14 protein-coding genes are annotated in these 13,760 nt (G+C 70.0%); 11 read left to right on the top strand and 3 right to left on the bottom strand.

The window, feature by feature from the left end; translation table 11 throughout:
• Positions 1–166 precede the first annotated feature (166 nt).
• The gene (locus ITJ60_RS05650; RefSeq protein ID WP_323749128.1) at positions 167–766 is read left to right on the top strand and encodes a TetR/AcrR family transcriptional regulator; all 600 of its coding nucleotides are present in this window, start codon (positions 167–169) and stop codon (positions 764–766) included.
• Positions 767–778: 12 nt separating this feature from the next.
• Here the strand turns inward: ITJ60_RS05650 and ITJ60_RS05655 are convergent, their stop codons facing one another.
• Complete coding sequence (locus ITJ60_RS05655) at positions 779–1,774, bottom strand: NADP-dependent oxidoreductase (protein WP_194647254.1); 996 nt, start codon at positions 1,772–1,774, stop codon at positions 779–781.
• 177 nt (positions 1,775–1,951) lie between these two features.
• Between ITJ60_RS05655 and ITJ60_RS05660 the strand changes: the two genes are divergently transcribed.
• Positions 1,952–2,227, top strand: a complete 276-nt coding sequence (locus ITJ60_RS05660) for a hypothetical protein (RefSeq protein ID WP_185002942.1) — start codon at positions 1,952–1,954, stop codon at positions 2,225–2,227.
• Here the strand turns inward: ITJ60_RS05660 and ITJ60_RS19255 are convergent, their stop codons facing one another.
• Positions 2,228–2,749, bottom strand: a complete 522-nt coding sequence (locus tag ITJ60_RS19255) for a MarR family winged helix-turn-helix transcriptional regulator (protein ID WP_323749111.1) — start codon at positions 2,747–2,749, stop codon at positions 2,228–2,230.
• 59 nt (positions 2,750–2,808) lie between these two features.
• Between ITJ60_RS19255 and ITJ60_RS05670 the strand changes: the two genes are divergently transcribed.
• From ITJ60_RS05670 to ITJ60_RS05710, 9 genes are all read left to right on the top strand, one after another.
• On the top strand, positions 2,809–4,035 hold the full coding sequence (locus ITJ60_RS05670; protein ID WP_194647256.1) for an FAD-dependent monooxygenase: 1,227 nt from the start codon (positions 2,809–2,811) through the stop codon (positions 4,033–4,035).
• Between the two features lie 76 nt (positions 4,036–4,111).
• A complete protein-coding gene (locus ITJ60_RS05675; protein ID WP_194647257.1) occupies positions 4,112–4,900 on the top strand; it encodes a CPBP family intramembrane glutamic endopeptidase in 789 nt (262 codons plus the stop codon).
• Positions 4,897–5,724: a CPBP family intramembrane glutamic endopeptidase gene (locus tag ITJ60_RS05680; protein WP_194647258.1), complete on the top strand. Its 828-nt coding sequence runs from the start codon at positions 4,897–4,899 to the stop codon at positions 5,722–5,724. The genes ITJ60_RS05675 and ITJ60_RS05680 overlap by 4 nt, the downstream gene beginning before the upstream one ends.
• 141 nt (positions 5,725–5,865) lie before the next feature.
• Positions 5,866–6,885 (top strand): LacI family DNA-binding transcriptional regulator, encoded by a 1,020-nt coding sequence (locus ITJ60_RS05685; RefSeq protein ID WP_194647259.1) that lies wholly within the window; start codon positions 5,866–5,868, stop codon positions 6,883–6,885.
• A gap of 110 nt (positions 6,886–6,995) precedes the next feature.
• A complete protein-coding gene (locus ITJ60_RS05690; protein WP_194647260.1) occupies positions 6,996–8,258 on the top strand; it encodes an ABC transporter substrate-binding protein in 1,263 nt (420 codons plus the stop codon).
• Between the two features lie 9 nt (positions 8,259–8,267).
• Positions 8,268–9,221, top strand: a complete 954-nt coding sequence (locus ITJ60_RS05695) for a carbohydrate ABC transporter permease (RefSeq protein ID WP_111083634.1) — start codon at positions 8,268–8,270, stop codon at positions 9,219–9,221.
• Positions 9,218–10,090: a carbohydrate ABC transporter permease gene (locus tag ITJ60_RS05700; protein ID WP_123937084.1), complete on the top strand. Its 873-nt coding sequence runs from the start codon at positions 9,218–9,220 to the stop codon at positions 10,088–10,090. The genes ITJ60_RS05695 and ITJ60_RS05700 overlap by 4 nt, the downstream gene beginning before the upstream one ends.
• A gap of 53 nt (positions 10,091–10,143) precedes the next feature.
• Entirely contained in the window at positions 10,144–11,421 is a 1,278-nt protein-coding gene (locus ITJ60_RS05705; RefSeq protein WP_194647261.1) for a family 1 glycosylhydrolase, read from the top strand.
• An 85-nt stretch (positions 11,422–11,506) separates the two neighbouring features.
• Positions 11,507–13,189, top strand: a complete 1,683-nt coding sequence (locus ITJ60_RS05710) for a CBM35 domain-containing protein (RefSeq protein WP_194647262.1) — start codon at positions 11,507–11,509, stop codon at positions 13,187–13,189.
• A gap of 93 nt (positions 13,190–13,282) precedes the next feature.
• Here the strand turns inward: ITJ60_RS05710 and ITJ60_RS19115 are convergent, their stop codons facing one another.
• The gene (locus ITJ60_RS19115) at positions 13,283–13,678 is read right to left on the bottom strand and encodes a MerR family transcriptional regulator (protein ID WP_123671325.1); all 396 of its coding nucleotides are present in this window, start codon (positions 13,676–13,678) and stop codon (positions 13,283–13,285) included.
• Positions 13,679–13,760 lie beyond the last annotated feature (82 nt).

The following is a 13,760-nucleotide window of genomic DNA, read 5'->3' on the forward strand; positions in this document are numbered from 1 at the left end:
CGCTGGGGGCACTGATCGCACCGACGTGCGAAAGGGAGGCGCGGTGCCAGGCCGCCACGGGCCTCCCGTCGGCACTGCGCGCCACGTCGACGACCGACGGCCGGGTCCCGGGGGTCTCCTGCGGATGGCAGGATGGGTCGACCCCATCGCCGACCAGATCCGGAGTGTGCACGTGACACAGGTCCCAGGTCGGCGTGAGCGGAACCGGCAGGACAAGCTCGACCGGATCACGGCTGCTGCCGGCGAGTTGTTCGCCGAGCACGGCGTCGACGACGTGACGACCCAGCAGATCGCGGAGCGCGCGGACATCGGAGCCGGCACGCTCTTCCTGTACGCGAAGACCAAGGGCGAGTTGCTGCTGCTGGTGCAGAACGCGAAGTACGACGAGGCCCTCGCGCAGGGCTGTCGAGCTGCTGAGGCGACCGACGACGTGCTCGATGCGGTGCTCGCGCTCGTGACGCCGATCGTCGCCTGCAACCGGGTGCAGGTGTCCAACGGGCGGACCTACCTGCGGGAGATGGCCTTCGGGGACCCGGGCGAGCCGCACCATGCGCGAGCGCTCGCGATCGCTGGGATGACCGAGCAGGCGATCGCGGAGATCCTGATCGACCGCGGACGTCTCGACGACGCACGGGCCGCGACGCTCGCGCACGTGGTCTCGGCGGTGGTGTTCGTCACCATGGTGTCGCACGTCGACCCCGAGACCAGCGTGGCGAGCGTCGTCGAGTCGATCCGGGCGCAGCTCGAGGCGGTCCTGCCGCACTGAGCCGGACTCCCGTCAGGCGACGGTGACGACGGTCTTGCCGCGCACGCGGCTCGTCCCGATCGACGCGAGCGCTTCGGGGGTCTGGTCGAAGGCGAACGTGGTGCCGACCACCGGGCGGATCGCGCCGGCCTGCACGAGGTCGGCGATCTGCTGCAACTGCCCGCCGTCCGCGCGCATGAACAGGAACTCGTAGGTGACCCCGAGGCGTTTCGCCTGCGCGCGGACCGTCCGGCTGATGCCGGCGATGACCAGGCGGATCACCGGGCCCAGCCCGGCCTCCTTCGCGAACGCGGGGTCCGGTGTGCCGTTGATGCTCACGATCTTGCCGCCGGGGCGCAGCACGCGCAGGGACTTCTCGAGGTTCTCGCCGCCCAGGCTGTCGAGGACGAAGTCGTAGTCGGACAGTTCCTGCTCGAAGTCCTGGGTTCGGTGGTCGACCACCACGTCGGCACCGAGTTCGCGGACGAAGTCGGCGTTGGCGGCCGACACCGTGGTGGCGACGTGGGCACCGAGGTGCTTGGCGAGCTGGATCGCGATCGTCCCCACGCCACCGGAGCCCGCGTGGACGAGCACCTTCGTGCCCGGTCCGACCCTGCCCTTCTCGACGAGCGCCTGCCACGCGGTCAGGGCGACGAGCGGCATCGAGGCAGCCTCGGCTGCGCTCACGTTCGACGGCGCGCGGGCGACGTCGGCTTCGTCGACGGCGATGCGCTCGGCGAACGTGCCGATGCGGTGGTCACGGGGGCGGGCGAAGACCTCGTCGCCGGGCTTGATCCGTCGGACGCCTGCGCCGACCGCGATCACGGTGCCGGCGACGTCGTGGCCGAGGACGAGCGGGGTCTTGTACGGCAGGATCAGCTTGAACTCGCCCTGGCGGATCTTCTCGTCGAGCTGGTTCAGGCCGGCGGCGGCGACGGCGACGAGGACGTCGTGGTCACCGACGACCGGTTCGGGGACCTCGGTCTCGCGGAGGGGCTGCTTGTACTGGTCGAACGCGAAGGCGCGCATGGTGGTGCTCCCGGAGTCGATTCGATGAGAAGACTCAATTCTGAGTGCACTCACTAATTGGTGTCAACCCGTCGACCCTGAGCCACCCGCACGAAGAAGGACTACCGTCGACCGCAGGTGACCCAGGCCCCCGGCTGCCGGCACGATCTCTTCGTCCGATGCCGACCGGAACAGGCCATGTCCTCCTCGCAGTTGAACGTCCCACCAGCCCCCACTGGTGCGTCCCTGCACGAGTCGACGAGCTGGACGGCCCTCGACGGCGAACTCTGGGAAGCCCACGCCGGCCCGTTCCACATCGGCACCGTCGAGTTCACCGCCCGCTACGAGGTGCGCCTGCGTTCCGGCGAGGTCATCGGCGAGCACACCAGCTTGGAGAGCGCGAAGGCGCAGCTCGAGTCGTGGACGCGGTGGAACCTCGGCGGGCGGCCGTGGTCGCCCGTGCTGGCTGACTGATCAGTCCATCGCGTCGTCGTAGATCCCGATCAGACGGTCCAGGAACGCCTGCACCGTGGCGCGTTCGTTGTCGTCCATGTCGGCGACGACGTCCTCGATGCCCTCGATCAACGGGAGCACCAGGTCGTACGCACGATCGGACGACCGCTCGGCTGCGGTGACCACGAGCTTCCGGCCGTCGCTGGGGTGCCGCTCGCGTGTGAGGTGGCCGGCGGACTCGAGTCGGTTGAGCACGAGGGTCATGGCGGCGGTGGAGATCTCCAGTCGCCGCGCGAGCTCGGTCGGGGTGGACCGTCCGTGGGTGATGAGGTGGTCCATCGCCTCGAGCCCGGCCGCGTCGACGTCGAGTGCCCGGGCGAGGTGTCGCTCGAACCGCTGCTGCCGCACCCCGACCTGCTGCACCCGTGCGCGGATGTCGTCGTCGGGCAGCGGTCGTCCGTCCCGACGGGCGGCTTCGCGGTCGCTCCGGTCGTCGCGGTCTCGTCGTCCGTCGGTGGGCGCTGTCGGTTCGTCGTGCGGCACGAAGTCGATGGTAGTCGTGTAGATTGCCAATCTCATTGGTAATCAAGATTCGAGGCAACATGTCGACCGACCGCAAGCGCGTCCTCATCTCCGGTGCGAGCATCGCCGGACCCGCCCTGGCCTACTGGCTGCACCGGTACGGGTACGACACGACGATCGTCGAGCGCGCGCCGGAACTCCGGACCGGCGGCCAGAACGTCGACGTGCGGGGCGCCGGGCGCGAGGTCTCGCGGCGGATGGGGATCGAAGACGACCTCCGTGTCGCCACGACCGGTGAGATCGGCACGCGGTTCATCGGCCGCTCCGGTTCGGTCATCGCGGAGTTCCCGGCCGGAACCACGGACTCGGGCGGCGCCACGGCGGAGCTCGAGATCCTGCGCGGTGACCTCGCGCAGCTGCTCGTCAGCCGGACCACCGACACCACCGAGTACCGGTTCGGCGACCGCATCACCGGCATCGCGGACAACGACGGCGGCGCCGGCGACGGCGTGACCGTGCAGTTCGAGCACGCCTCCGACGAGCGGTTCGACCTGGTGGTGGCGGCGGACGGCATCGGGTCGAGCACCCGGCGACTGGTCTTCGGCGACGAGCCCGAGATCCGGTCCCTCGGCCTCGAGACGTCCTACGCGACGATCCCCCGCACCGACGCCGACGACGACTGGTGGCGCTGGTACAACGCACCGGGTGGCCGATCGGTCACGCTGCGCCCGGACCCGCACGGCACGATCCGGGCGACACTGTCGTTCGTGACCGACCGGACACGGGAGCGCGCCGGATCCGAGCGACGATCGATCGAGGAGCAGCGCCGACGACTGCACGAGGTGTTCGCGGGCGCCGGCTGGGAAGCACGTCGTGTGCTCGCGGGCATCGACGCTGCCGACGACCTGTACTCCGAGTCGATCGGGCAGGTCCGCGCGCCGCGGTGGTCCGAGGGTCGGGTCGCGCTCGTGGGCGACGCCGCCTACTGCGCCTCACCGGTCAGTGGCATGGGCACGAGCCTGTCGCTCACCGGGGCGTACGTGTTGGCCGGCGAGCTCGCGGCCCACGTCGACCACCGCGACGCCTTCCGTGGCTACGAGCGCATCATGCGGCCGTACGTCGACCAGGCGCAGCAGCTGCCGCCGGGGGTGCCGCGGGTCGCGAACCCGAAGAGCCGACTCGGGATCGCTGCGTTCGGTGCTGCGGTCCGGGTCGCCTCCACCCCGTTCATCGGTCGGCTCGGGGACCGGTTCTTCACGCCACCGGCGGACGCGATCGACCTGCCCGACTACGCGCACCTGGGTTGACCGAACACGTCCGTCGTGCCGCCTGCACAATGGGTCCGGGGACGACCGGGCGTCCCACTGAGCGGACGGGGACGGTATGCGCGTTGCGCCGAAGGTGTGGATCGGTGTGGTGGTCTTCGTCGGCTACGCCGCTCTGGTGGTCGGGATCCAAGCGGCGACGGGCATCGACTACACGCGCTGGGGTGACTCCGCGCGGAACCTGTTCCTCGGCGCCGGGCTCTCCCTCATCGTGGCGACCGTCGTGCTCGCGATCGTCACGACGCTGCTCGGCTGGTGGGGACCGGCGCTGCGCGAGCGGCACCGTGCTCGGCACCGGTGGCCGCTGATCGCCCCGATCCTGCTCGCGGTGATCGCTGTCGTCGTCCTCGTGGCATCGGACTGGAAGGCGGTCAGCGGAGCGTTCCTCGTCGCCGCACTCGTGCTGGTGCTCGTGGGCTTCACCGAGGAGATCGTCGCCAGGGGCCTGCTGCTCGTCGCACTGCGCAGTCGACTGTCCGAGTTCTGGGTGTGGTTGATCACGTCCGTGCTGTTCGGCGTGATGCACCTCAGCAACTCGCTGCTCGGGCAACCGTTGTCGGCGACCCTCCCGCAGGTGGGCTTCGCCTTCCTGGTCGGGACGTCGTTCTACATCGTCCGCCGGTGCACCGGGTCGTTGATCCCCGCGATGATCCTGCACGGCTTGTGGGACTTCGCGCAGTTCATCTCGGGCAACGGCACGCCGGGTGCGGCAGCGCCGTTCGCGCAGGCGTTCGTGTTCGTCGTCGGCGCCCTGGCCCTGGTGTCGGTCGGGTTCGTGATCCGCGGTGCTGACGAACGGCTCGGACCGCGGGCGCAGCTCACGTCGACGGCGACGCGATCGCGATGACGACCACCGCCCCGACCCGCGCGCCGATCGCCCGGACGACCTGGGTCGGCCTGGCCGCCGTGGTCGTCTACGTTCTCTTCGCTGCCGTCCTCGGCAACGTGCTCGGTGACCTGGCGGGCGACGACGACACCGCTGAGTTCGTCCTGTCGCACTTCATCCCGTTGCCGATCGCCATCGTGTTCGGCCTCGTGTTCCTGCGTCGGTCCGGGTGGGGTCGACGGGTGTGGTCGGAACCGCCGACCCCGACCCTCCGGCCGCGCCGGCTGTGGCTGATCGCCATCCCGGTGCTCATGCTCGTGCTGGCGTTCGCTCAGCTCGGCGACTCGATCGGGGCTGGTCGGACGTTCGGCACGGTGCTGATCGTCCTGCTCGGGACGCTCATGGTCGGTTTCGGTGAGGAGCTCTTCCTGCGCGGCATCCTCGTCGAGGCCGTCCGCGGCAGGCACGGCGAACTCGTCACCCTGCTCGTCACGTCGGTGGTGTTCGGTCTCGCGCACGTCGTCGGGAGCGTGTGGGCGGGGGTGCCACCGGCGGCGATCCTGTTCCAGGTGTCGTTCCTGGCGATGAACGGCAGCCTGTACTACTGGGTCCGTCGGGTCAGCGGCCGGCTGTGGGTGGCGATGCTCGTCCACGTGCTGACCGACTTCGTGCTCTACCTGGCGTCCGGCCCGTCGCGCCCGACGGATTCCCTCGTCCAGCCCGCCGATGCTCCGGCGGCACCGGTGCTCGCCACGGTGCAGACGATCCTGATCGTGCTCGCCGTGGCCGGGGTCGTGAGTGCCGCGCGCGAGGACCACCGCACCCGCACTGCCCGGTCGGCGTGAGCCTGCGGAGGAGGACGTGACCAGGCCGCCACGGGCCCCTCGTCCGGGCCGCACGACGCCGGTGCGGTAGGTTCCTGCCCAACGCATTCCGGACGCGAGAGGGGAGCGCGGATGGCCCAGGGACACCGCTCGCCCCCCACGATGAGCGACGTCGCAGCCGTCGCGGGCGTCTCGAAGAAGACCGTCTCGAACGTCCTGTCGGGCTACGAGCACGTCTCGGCCCGCACCCACGACCGCGTGATGGCTGCGGTGGACGAACTCGGCTACGAGCTCAACGTCTCGGCCCGGAACTTCCGCGCCGGGCGGTCGAAGGTCATCGGCCTGGCGGTGCCGGAGCTGCGGCAGGCGTACTTCGCCGAGCTCGCCGACGCCGTCATCCGCGCCGCCGGTGCCGTGGGCTACACGGTGCTCATCGAGCAGACCGCGAGCGGTGTGCGCGAGGCGGACGCGATCACCCGGATGCGTGAACACTCGATCGACGGCATCATCTACAGCCCGCTGACGGTGCGGTCGAGCGATGCTCCTGCGCTCGAGGTGAAGTTCCCCCTCGTGGTGCTCGGCGAGCCGATCCCGGACAGCCCGGTCACGTTCATCACGATGTCGAACGCGGACGCGCTGCTCGACGCGACGGCGCACCTGCTCGACGCGGGCCGTCGTTCGATCGCCTTCATCGGTTCCGAACCGTCGGGGCCGGTACGGACGGCGCAGGAGCGGCTCCGCGGGTACCGCGAGGCGCTCGCCGAGCACGGCGTGGCGTTCCGACCCGAACTCGTCGTACCCACGGCGCTCTGGCACCGGGCCGAGGGGGCAGCGGCGGCGCGGGCACTGCTCGAGTCCGGCGTCGAGGTCGACGGGATCGTCTGCTGCAACGACGCCCTGGCGCTCGGGGCGATGAGCGCGTTGCAGCTCGCTGGTCGGACCGTGCCGGACGACGTCGCGGTCGTCGGCTTCGACGACATCGAGGAGTCGGCGTACGCGACGCCCGCGCTGACCACGGTGTCGGCCGACCTGGACCGGGTCGCGGCGACGGCGGTCGGGGTCCTCGTCGAGCAGCTCGAGGAGGACGCGGCCGTCGGTCCGGGCGTGCTGCGCTCGCCGCATGCCCTGGTCGTGCGGGCGTCGTCGGCGCCCGTCGCCGTGGAACGCACGGTCTCCGCCTGAGGTCTTGACCTGCCCGTCGAGCACGGACTACTGTCCAGATTTACACCGGTGTAAATCCGGCATGGACGAGGTCCCGCACACCGACGTGCGGGACGGATGGCAGGTTTTCGATGAAGAAGCACATCGCGGTCGTCGCGCTCGCAACAGCGGCGGCGATCTCCCTGGCCGGGTGCGCCGGCTCCCCCGGATCGTCCGCGAACGCCCACGTCGACCTGACGTTCTGGCACGGGTACACCGAGGCCGACGGCAAGGTCCTGGAGGGCATCGTCAAGGACTTCAACGAGTCGCAGGACAAGGTCACGATCACGACCCAGACGAAGACGTGGGCGGTCATCGACGACACGATGCTCCCCGCGCTGACGGCGAAGAAGGGCCCGGACATCGTCGCGATGACCTCGGACCGACTGCCCGTCTACGCCGAGAAGAAGGCCCTCGTCGACCTGAGCGACTTCTACGACGACGACACCAGCAACACCGGCGAGCTCAAGGAGCAGGCCGTCGCGATGGAGCAGGTCGACGGCAAGGAGTACGGCGTCCCGAGTGGCTTCGTGCCCCTGTCCGTGATCTACAACAAGAAACTCTTCGCCGAGGCCGGCATCGACGCGTTCCCGACGACGTGGGACGAGTGGGTCGCCGACGCGAAGAAGCTGACGAAGGACGAGAACGGCGACGGCACCCCGGAGCAGTACGGGCTCGTGCTGCCGGACCACCAGACGGTCGGCAACGGCATCTGGCCGAGCCTGTTCGCCGGCAACGGCGGCTCGATCACGAACGACGCCGGGACCAAGTCGACCATCGACTCCGCTGCGAACGTCGAGACGCTCGAGTACTGGGCGAAGGCGATCCGGCAGGACAAGATCTCGCCGACCGGGGTCGACGGCATCGCGGCCGACAAGCTCTTCACCGCCGGCAAGACCGCCATGGAGATCGGCGGCCCGTGGATGGCCGGCGTCGCGAAGGCGTCCGACATCGACTACGGGATCGCCGCGATCCCGGCCGGGCCGAAGGCGCAGGTGGCCTCCGCCATCGGCATCTCGCTCGGCGTGACCGCACAGACCGACGACCCGAAGCAGGCCGCTGCCGAGGACTTCCTGCGGTACTTCAACGAGAAGAACGTCGCGACCAAGTGGGCGCTCGGGTCGGGTTGGCCGTCCCTGCGCACCGACGTGACCGCCGCCGACGTCGACGCGAACCCCACCGTCGCGGCGCTGACCGGTCTGCCCGGCACGACGATCCCGCTCCTCCCGGGCGTCGTGAACAGCGGTGACGTGCTCACCGCCCTCGACACCGCGACGCAGAAGTCGATCGCGGGCGGCGACCCGGAGTCGCTCCTCGGCACCGCCGACACCGACGTGCAGTCCGCCCTGAAGTAGAGGACCACGATGACCACGCAGCAACTCGGCCGACGCCGTCGGTACCGTCCCCCGGGGCAACTCGGCGGCCGGACGCCCCTGAACGGGACCTTCCGCCGCCGTGCGACCGTCGTCGGCTTCCTCGCACCCGCGATCGTCATCCTCGGGGCGTTCGTCCTCTGGCCGATGCTCTCGGCACTGCGGCTGTCCTTCACGGACGCCAGCGGCTTCGGCGACCCGAGCTGGGTCGGCTTCGCGAACTACGTCCGGGTCTTCACCGACCCGGACGTGGTCCGCTCGATCGGCAACACGGCGCTGTACTCGGTGCTGTTCACCCCGGTCGCGATCGCCGTGGCGCTGGTGCTGGCGTTGGCGCTCAACCACCCGGCACTGCCGTTCCGCGGGTTCTTCCGCTCGGCGCTGTTCCTGCCGTTCATCGTGTCCCTGGCGGTCGCCGCGTTCGCGTGGTCGTACCTGCTCGACCCGCAGATCGGCCTGCTGAACCACTGGCTCCAGGTGGGCGGCATCCGGCTCGGCAACGTCCTGCAGGACCCGACGCTCGCCATGCCGACCGTGGTGCTCGTCGCGGTCTGGAAGAACTTCGGTTTCTACATGGTCATCTTCCTGGCGGGGCTGCAGGAGATCCCGACCAGCCTGTACGAGGCGGCGCAGCTGGACGGCGCGAACGGCCGCCAGCGGTTCGCGAACGTGACGTTCCCGATGCTCAGCAACACCATGGCGTTCGTCGTCATCGTCGCGCTCATCGCCGCACTGCAGGCGTTCGACCAGATCTACGTCCTGACCGGCGGCGGGCCGTACCGGTCCACCGAGACGATCGTCATGCAGATCTACCAGTCCGGGTTCAAGGACCTCGACCTCGGCTTCGCGTCCGCGCTGGCGTACGTGCTGCTCATCGCGACCCTGCTGCTGAGCCTCGTGCAGTTCCTGTTCTTCGGCAAGCGCGGAGAGGACACCGCATCATGACCGCACTCCCCCGTCCGGCCACCGCGGTCCGGCGCAGGACCGTGGCCCGGCGCCCACCGTCGATGCGCTGGCTCGGCTTCGCCGCGGTGCTCATCGTCACCCTCGCGGTGCTGCTCCCCGTGCTCGTCATCGTGTTCACGGCGTTCAAGCCGGCGAGCGAGGTGAACGCCTACCCGCCGACGCTGTTCCCGCACACGTGGACGCTCGACAACTTCCGGGCGATCTTCACACAGCTGCCGTTCGGCCGGCTCATCCTGAACAGCTTCGCCTTCGCCGGCGGGGTGACGGTGTTCGCGCTGGCGTTCGACGCGCTCGCCGCCTACGCGCTGGCCCGGCTCGACTTCCGGGGCAGCAAGGTCCTGCTCATCGTGATCATCGCCAGCCTGATGATCCCGTTCCAGGCCACCCTGATCCCGATCTACCAGCTCGTGTCCGACCTCGGGTGGGTGAACACCTTCGCCGGCCTCATCGCACCACGGGCGGCGGACGCCTTCGGGATCTTCTTCCTCCGGCAGTTCTTCGTGTCGCTCCCCCGCGACCTCGACAACGCGGCGCGGATCGACGGGGCGTCCGAGTGGCGGATCTTCCGGAGCATCATCCTGCCGAACGCCGTACCGGCACTGCTCACCCTCGGCATCTTCACCTTCGTCAACAACTGGAACGACCTGCTCTGGCCGCTGGTGTTCACCACGGACCAGGACATGGGGACCATCACCTCGGGGCTGACCCTGCTGACCGGACCCGGCGGCATCATCCCGCAGGGCGTGATGATGGCCGGCGCCCTGATCGCCGTGCTGCCCCTCGCCGTCATGTTCCTGCTCGTGCAACGCCGCTTCATCGAGAGCGTCGCCAGCACCGGGCTCAAGTGACGACGACACCGCGCGGTCCCCTCGGGGGAGCGCCCACCACGAAACGAGACACCATGCACTGGTCCGACGACGGGCGGCTGCACTTCGCCCTGGGCATCGAGGACACCTTCGTCCCGCAGGCCCGGCCGGGTGAGCGCCCCATCGACGAGTACGAACTCACCGACCACTACCGGCAGTACGCCGCCGACCTGGGCCTGGCGGTCGACGTCGGTGCCGAGCTGCTCCGCTGGGGCGTGCCCTGGTACCGGGTCACCCCGGAACCCGGCGTGTGGGACTGGTCGTGGGTCGACGGCGTCATGCAGCGGTTCCGCGACACCGGTCTGCGGCCCGTCATCGACCTGCTCCACTACGGAACACCGCTCTGGCTCGACGGTCAGTTCGCGAACCCCGACTACCCGGCGCACGTCGCCGAGTACGCCGCCCGGTTCGCCGCACGGTACGGCGACGTCGCGACCGACTACACGCCCGTCAACGAGCCCGTCATCCACGCCCTGTTCTCCGGCGAGTACGGGTACTGGCCTCCGTACCTGACCGGTGCCGAGGGCTCGGCCCGGATCGCCTCGGCGCTGGCGAAGGGGTTCGTCTCCACCCAGCTTGCGATCGCCCGCGAACTCGGTGACGCCGCCACCTTCGTGCACGTCGACGCCGGCATCCGGTACGTCGGCGACGTCGATGCCCCCGAGCACCGCGACACCGTGGCGCGGCTCCGCGCCCAGACGTTCCTGGTCGAGGACCTCGTGACCGGCGGGGTCGACGACCACCATCCGCTCCTCGGACGGCTGCGCTCCGGCGGGGTCACCGACGCGGACCTCGACTGGTTCCGCCAGCACGCGGTGCGGCCGGACGTCATGGGCGTCAACTACTACCCGCTGCACTCCACCGAGGTCTTCGAGGCCGGCGTCCACCACGGCGGCGGCTTCGCCGACCCGCGTCCGTACCGGGACACGGGGGCCGAGGGGCTCCGCGACGTGCTGACGACGTACGCCGAGCGGTACGGCGCCCCGGTCATGCTGACCGAGACGTGCGTCACCGGGTCGGTCGACGAACGCATCGGCTGGCTCGACGACTCCGTGGCCGCCGTGCACGAGCTCCGCGCCGAGGGCGTCCCGGTGGTCGGGTACACCTGGTGGCCGCTGTTCGACATGTACGAGTGGACCTGGCGGCACACGGACGCACCCCGCCAGGAGCACCTGCTCACGATGGGCCTCTTCGACCTCGTCGAAGACGGCGACGGCGGGCTCGACCGCCGTCGCAACCCGGTCGCCGACGCCTTCGCCGCGCATGCGCGGCAGGAACGAGCCGTGGCAGCGGCCCTGTCGGCGACCACCTGAGGGACAGGAGGTCGGGTCGGGTCGGTCCCGCGCCTCCAGTCCGTCCCGCACCACCTCCACTGCACAATCCACCGAACGGAGCACCATGTCCCTCCGCCTCGGCGCCGCTCCGGCGCCTCGTCGACGCCGAACGCTCGCGCTCGTCGTCACCGCTGCCGCTGCTGCGGCGGCCCTCGTCGCCGGTGTCACCGGCCCCGCTCCCGCCCAGGCGGTCACGACCGGCAACGGAGCCCTCGTGTACTCGCCGGCAGCGGGCACCGCCTTCAACCCCGAGGGCGGACGTGCTGCCGGCACGACCTACGCCAAGAACATCGTCCTGAAGAACAGCGGATCGGCGAACGGCCAGCAGTTCGTCACCTTCGACCAGCTCGTGCTCGAGAACGGCGTGCAGGTCTACCCGATCTACCGCAGCACCGACAACGGCACCTCGTGGAGCCGCGTCGCCACCGTGAAGCCGAGCACGCAGTTCCCGACGCTCACCCGCACCGCCCAGCCCTCGCTGTACGAGACCCCGATCCAGCTCGGCACCATGCCCGCCGGCACCCTGCTGCTGAGCGGCATGATCATGCCGACCGACCGGTCGAGCAGCCGGCTGGTCATGTACAAGAGCCTCGACCACGGTCTCACCTGGTCGTTCGTGAGCACCGTCGACACCGGCGGTCCCGCCACCTACGACCCGAGTCCGACGTCCACCACCTCGACGGTCTGGGAGCCGTCCGTCGCGGTCGACGCCAACGGCGGCCTCGTGACGTACTTCTCCGACGAGCGGCAGAAGGCGAACAACGTCCTGCAGGCCGTCAGTTACCGACGGTCGACGGACGGCGGTCTCACCTGGGGTGGCCTGGTGAACGTCTCGGCGCCGACGAACAAGAGTGACCGGCCCGGCATGATCACGGTCACCCGGATCCCGAACGGCAACTACGTGGCGACGTTCGAGGTCGTCAACCGACCGAGCCAGACGAACAACACGGCGCCGGTGTACTTCAAGACCTCGCCCGACGGACTCACCTGGAGCCCGGAGACGAGCATCGGCACGAAGATCGCACTGCCCGACGGCCGCGGGGTCGGTTCCTCGCCCGAAGTCCGCTGGGTCCCGACGACGGGCAACGCGAACGGCATGATCGTGGTGTCGTCGAAGTGGTCGCTCGACAGCGCCGGCAACATCGACGGCGGGCAGAACTTCGTCGTCAACCGCAACCAGGGCTCCGGCTCGTGGGAGCAGCTGCCCTACGCGGTCACGTACGACGCCCGCGACGCCGAAGGTGGCACGTTCAGCGGCTTCGCCCAGGGCTTCGACTCGAGCGCGGACGGAAAGACGCTCTACCAGGCGACGAACGTCGAGAACCCGACGACGACCTACAACGACGTGCGGGTCGGGTCGATCCCGATCAACGCGCTGCGGTACGAGGCCGAGTCGGCGGTGCGGAGCGACACGAGCACGGTCACCCAGGCCGACGCCGTCGGCGGCGCGAAGGTCGGGAACATCAACAACGCGACCAGCTCCGTGCAGTTCACGGTGCAGGCGGCGACCGCGGGGACCTACACCGTCAACGTGCGGTACGACAACGGGACCGGGGCGACGAGCACGCACGCGCTCGCCGTCAACGGAACGTCGGCCGGGACGGTCAGCTACGCGCCGACCGTCAACTGGGGGCGCTTCGGGTGGGCGCAGAAGACCGTCACCCTGAAGGCCGGTGCGAACACGCTGACCTTCACGAAGGGCACGGGGTTCGCGGAACTGGACCAGATCCAGGTGTTCCAGCCCTGACGCCGCACCTGCTGCCCTGGTCGTGACCAGGTGGCGGACGGGAGGCACGGTGCGGGCGCGCACCGTGCCTCCCGTCCGTTCTGGCGTTCCGTCTCAGGCCGCGACCGCTCCGTCTGCCGGCTCGCGCAGCGCCGGGCAGTGCTCGGCAGTCGGGTGCTCGCTGATGGCGATGACCTCGTCGAGCCGGCCACGCGCGGCCTCGAGCTCCGCCATCTGCGCCGTGATCCGGTCGCGCTCGGCGACGAGCAGCGCGAACGACTCCGGCGTCGCGTGCCCGCTGTCCACGCAGGGCAACAGCTGCACGATGGTGCGGCTCGGCAGACCGGCGGCGAACAGCTGCTGCACGAGCTGGACGCGTTCGACCGCCGGGGCGTCGTAGACGCGCTGCCCGCTGCTGGTCCGCGACGCGGTGAGCAGTCCCTGCTCTTCGTAGTACCGCAGCGAGCGCACGCTGGCGCCCGTCTCCGCGGCGAGGTCGCCGATCCGCACGTCGTCTCCGATCCGGGGCTTGCCCCTGACATGGATGTGAGGTCTTAGCGTAACCGAGCCGCTGCGGGAGACACCCGCGCGG

Source organism: Curtobacterium sp. VKM Ac-2884 (assembly GCF_015350945.1).
In the GTDB taxonomy this organism is placed as follows: Bacteria; Actinomycetota; Actinomycetes; order Actinomycetales; family Microbacteriaceae; genus Curtobacterium.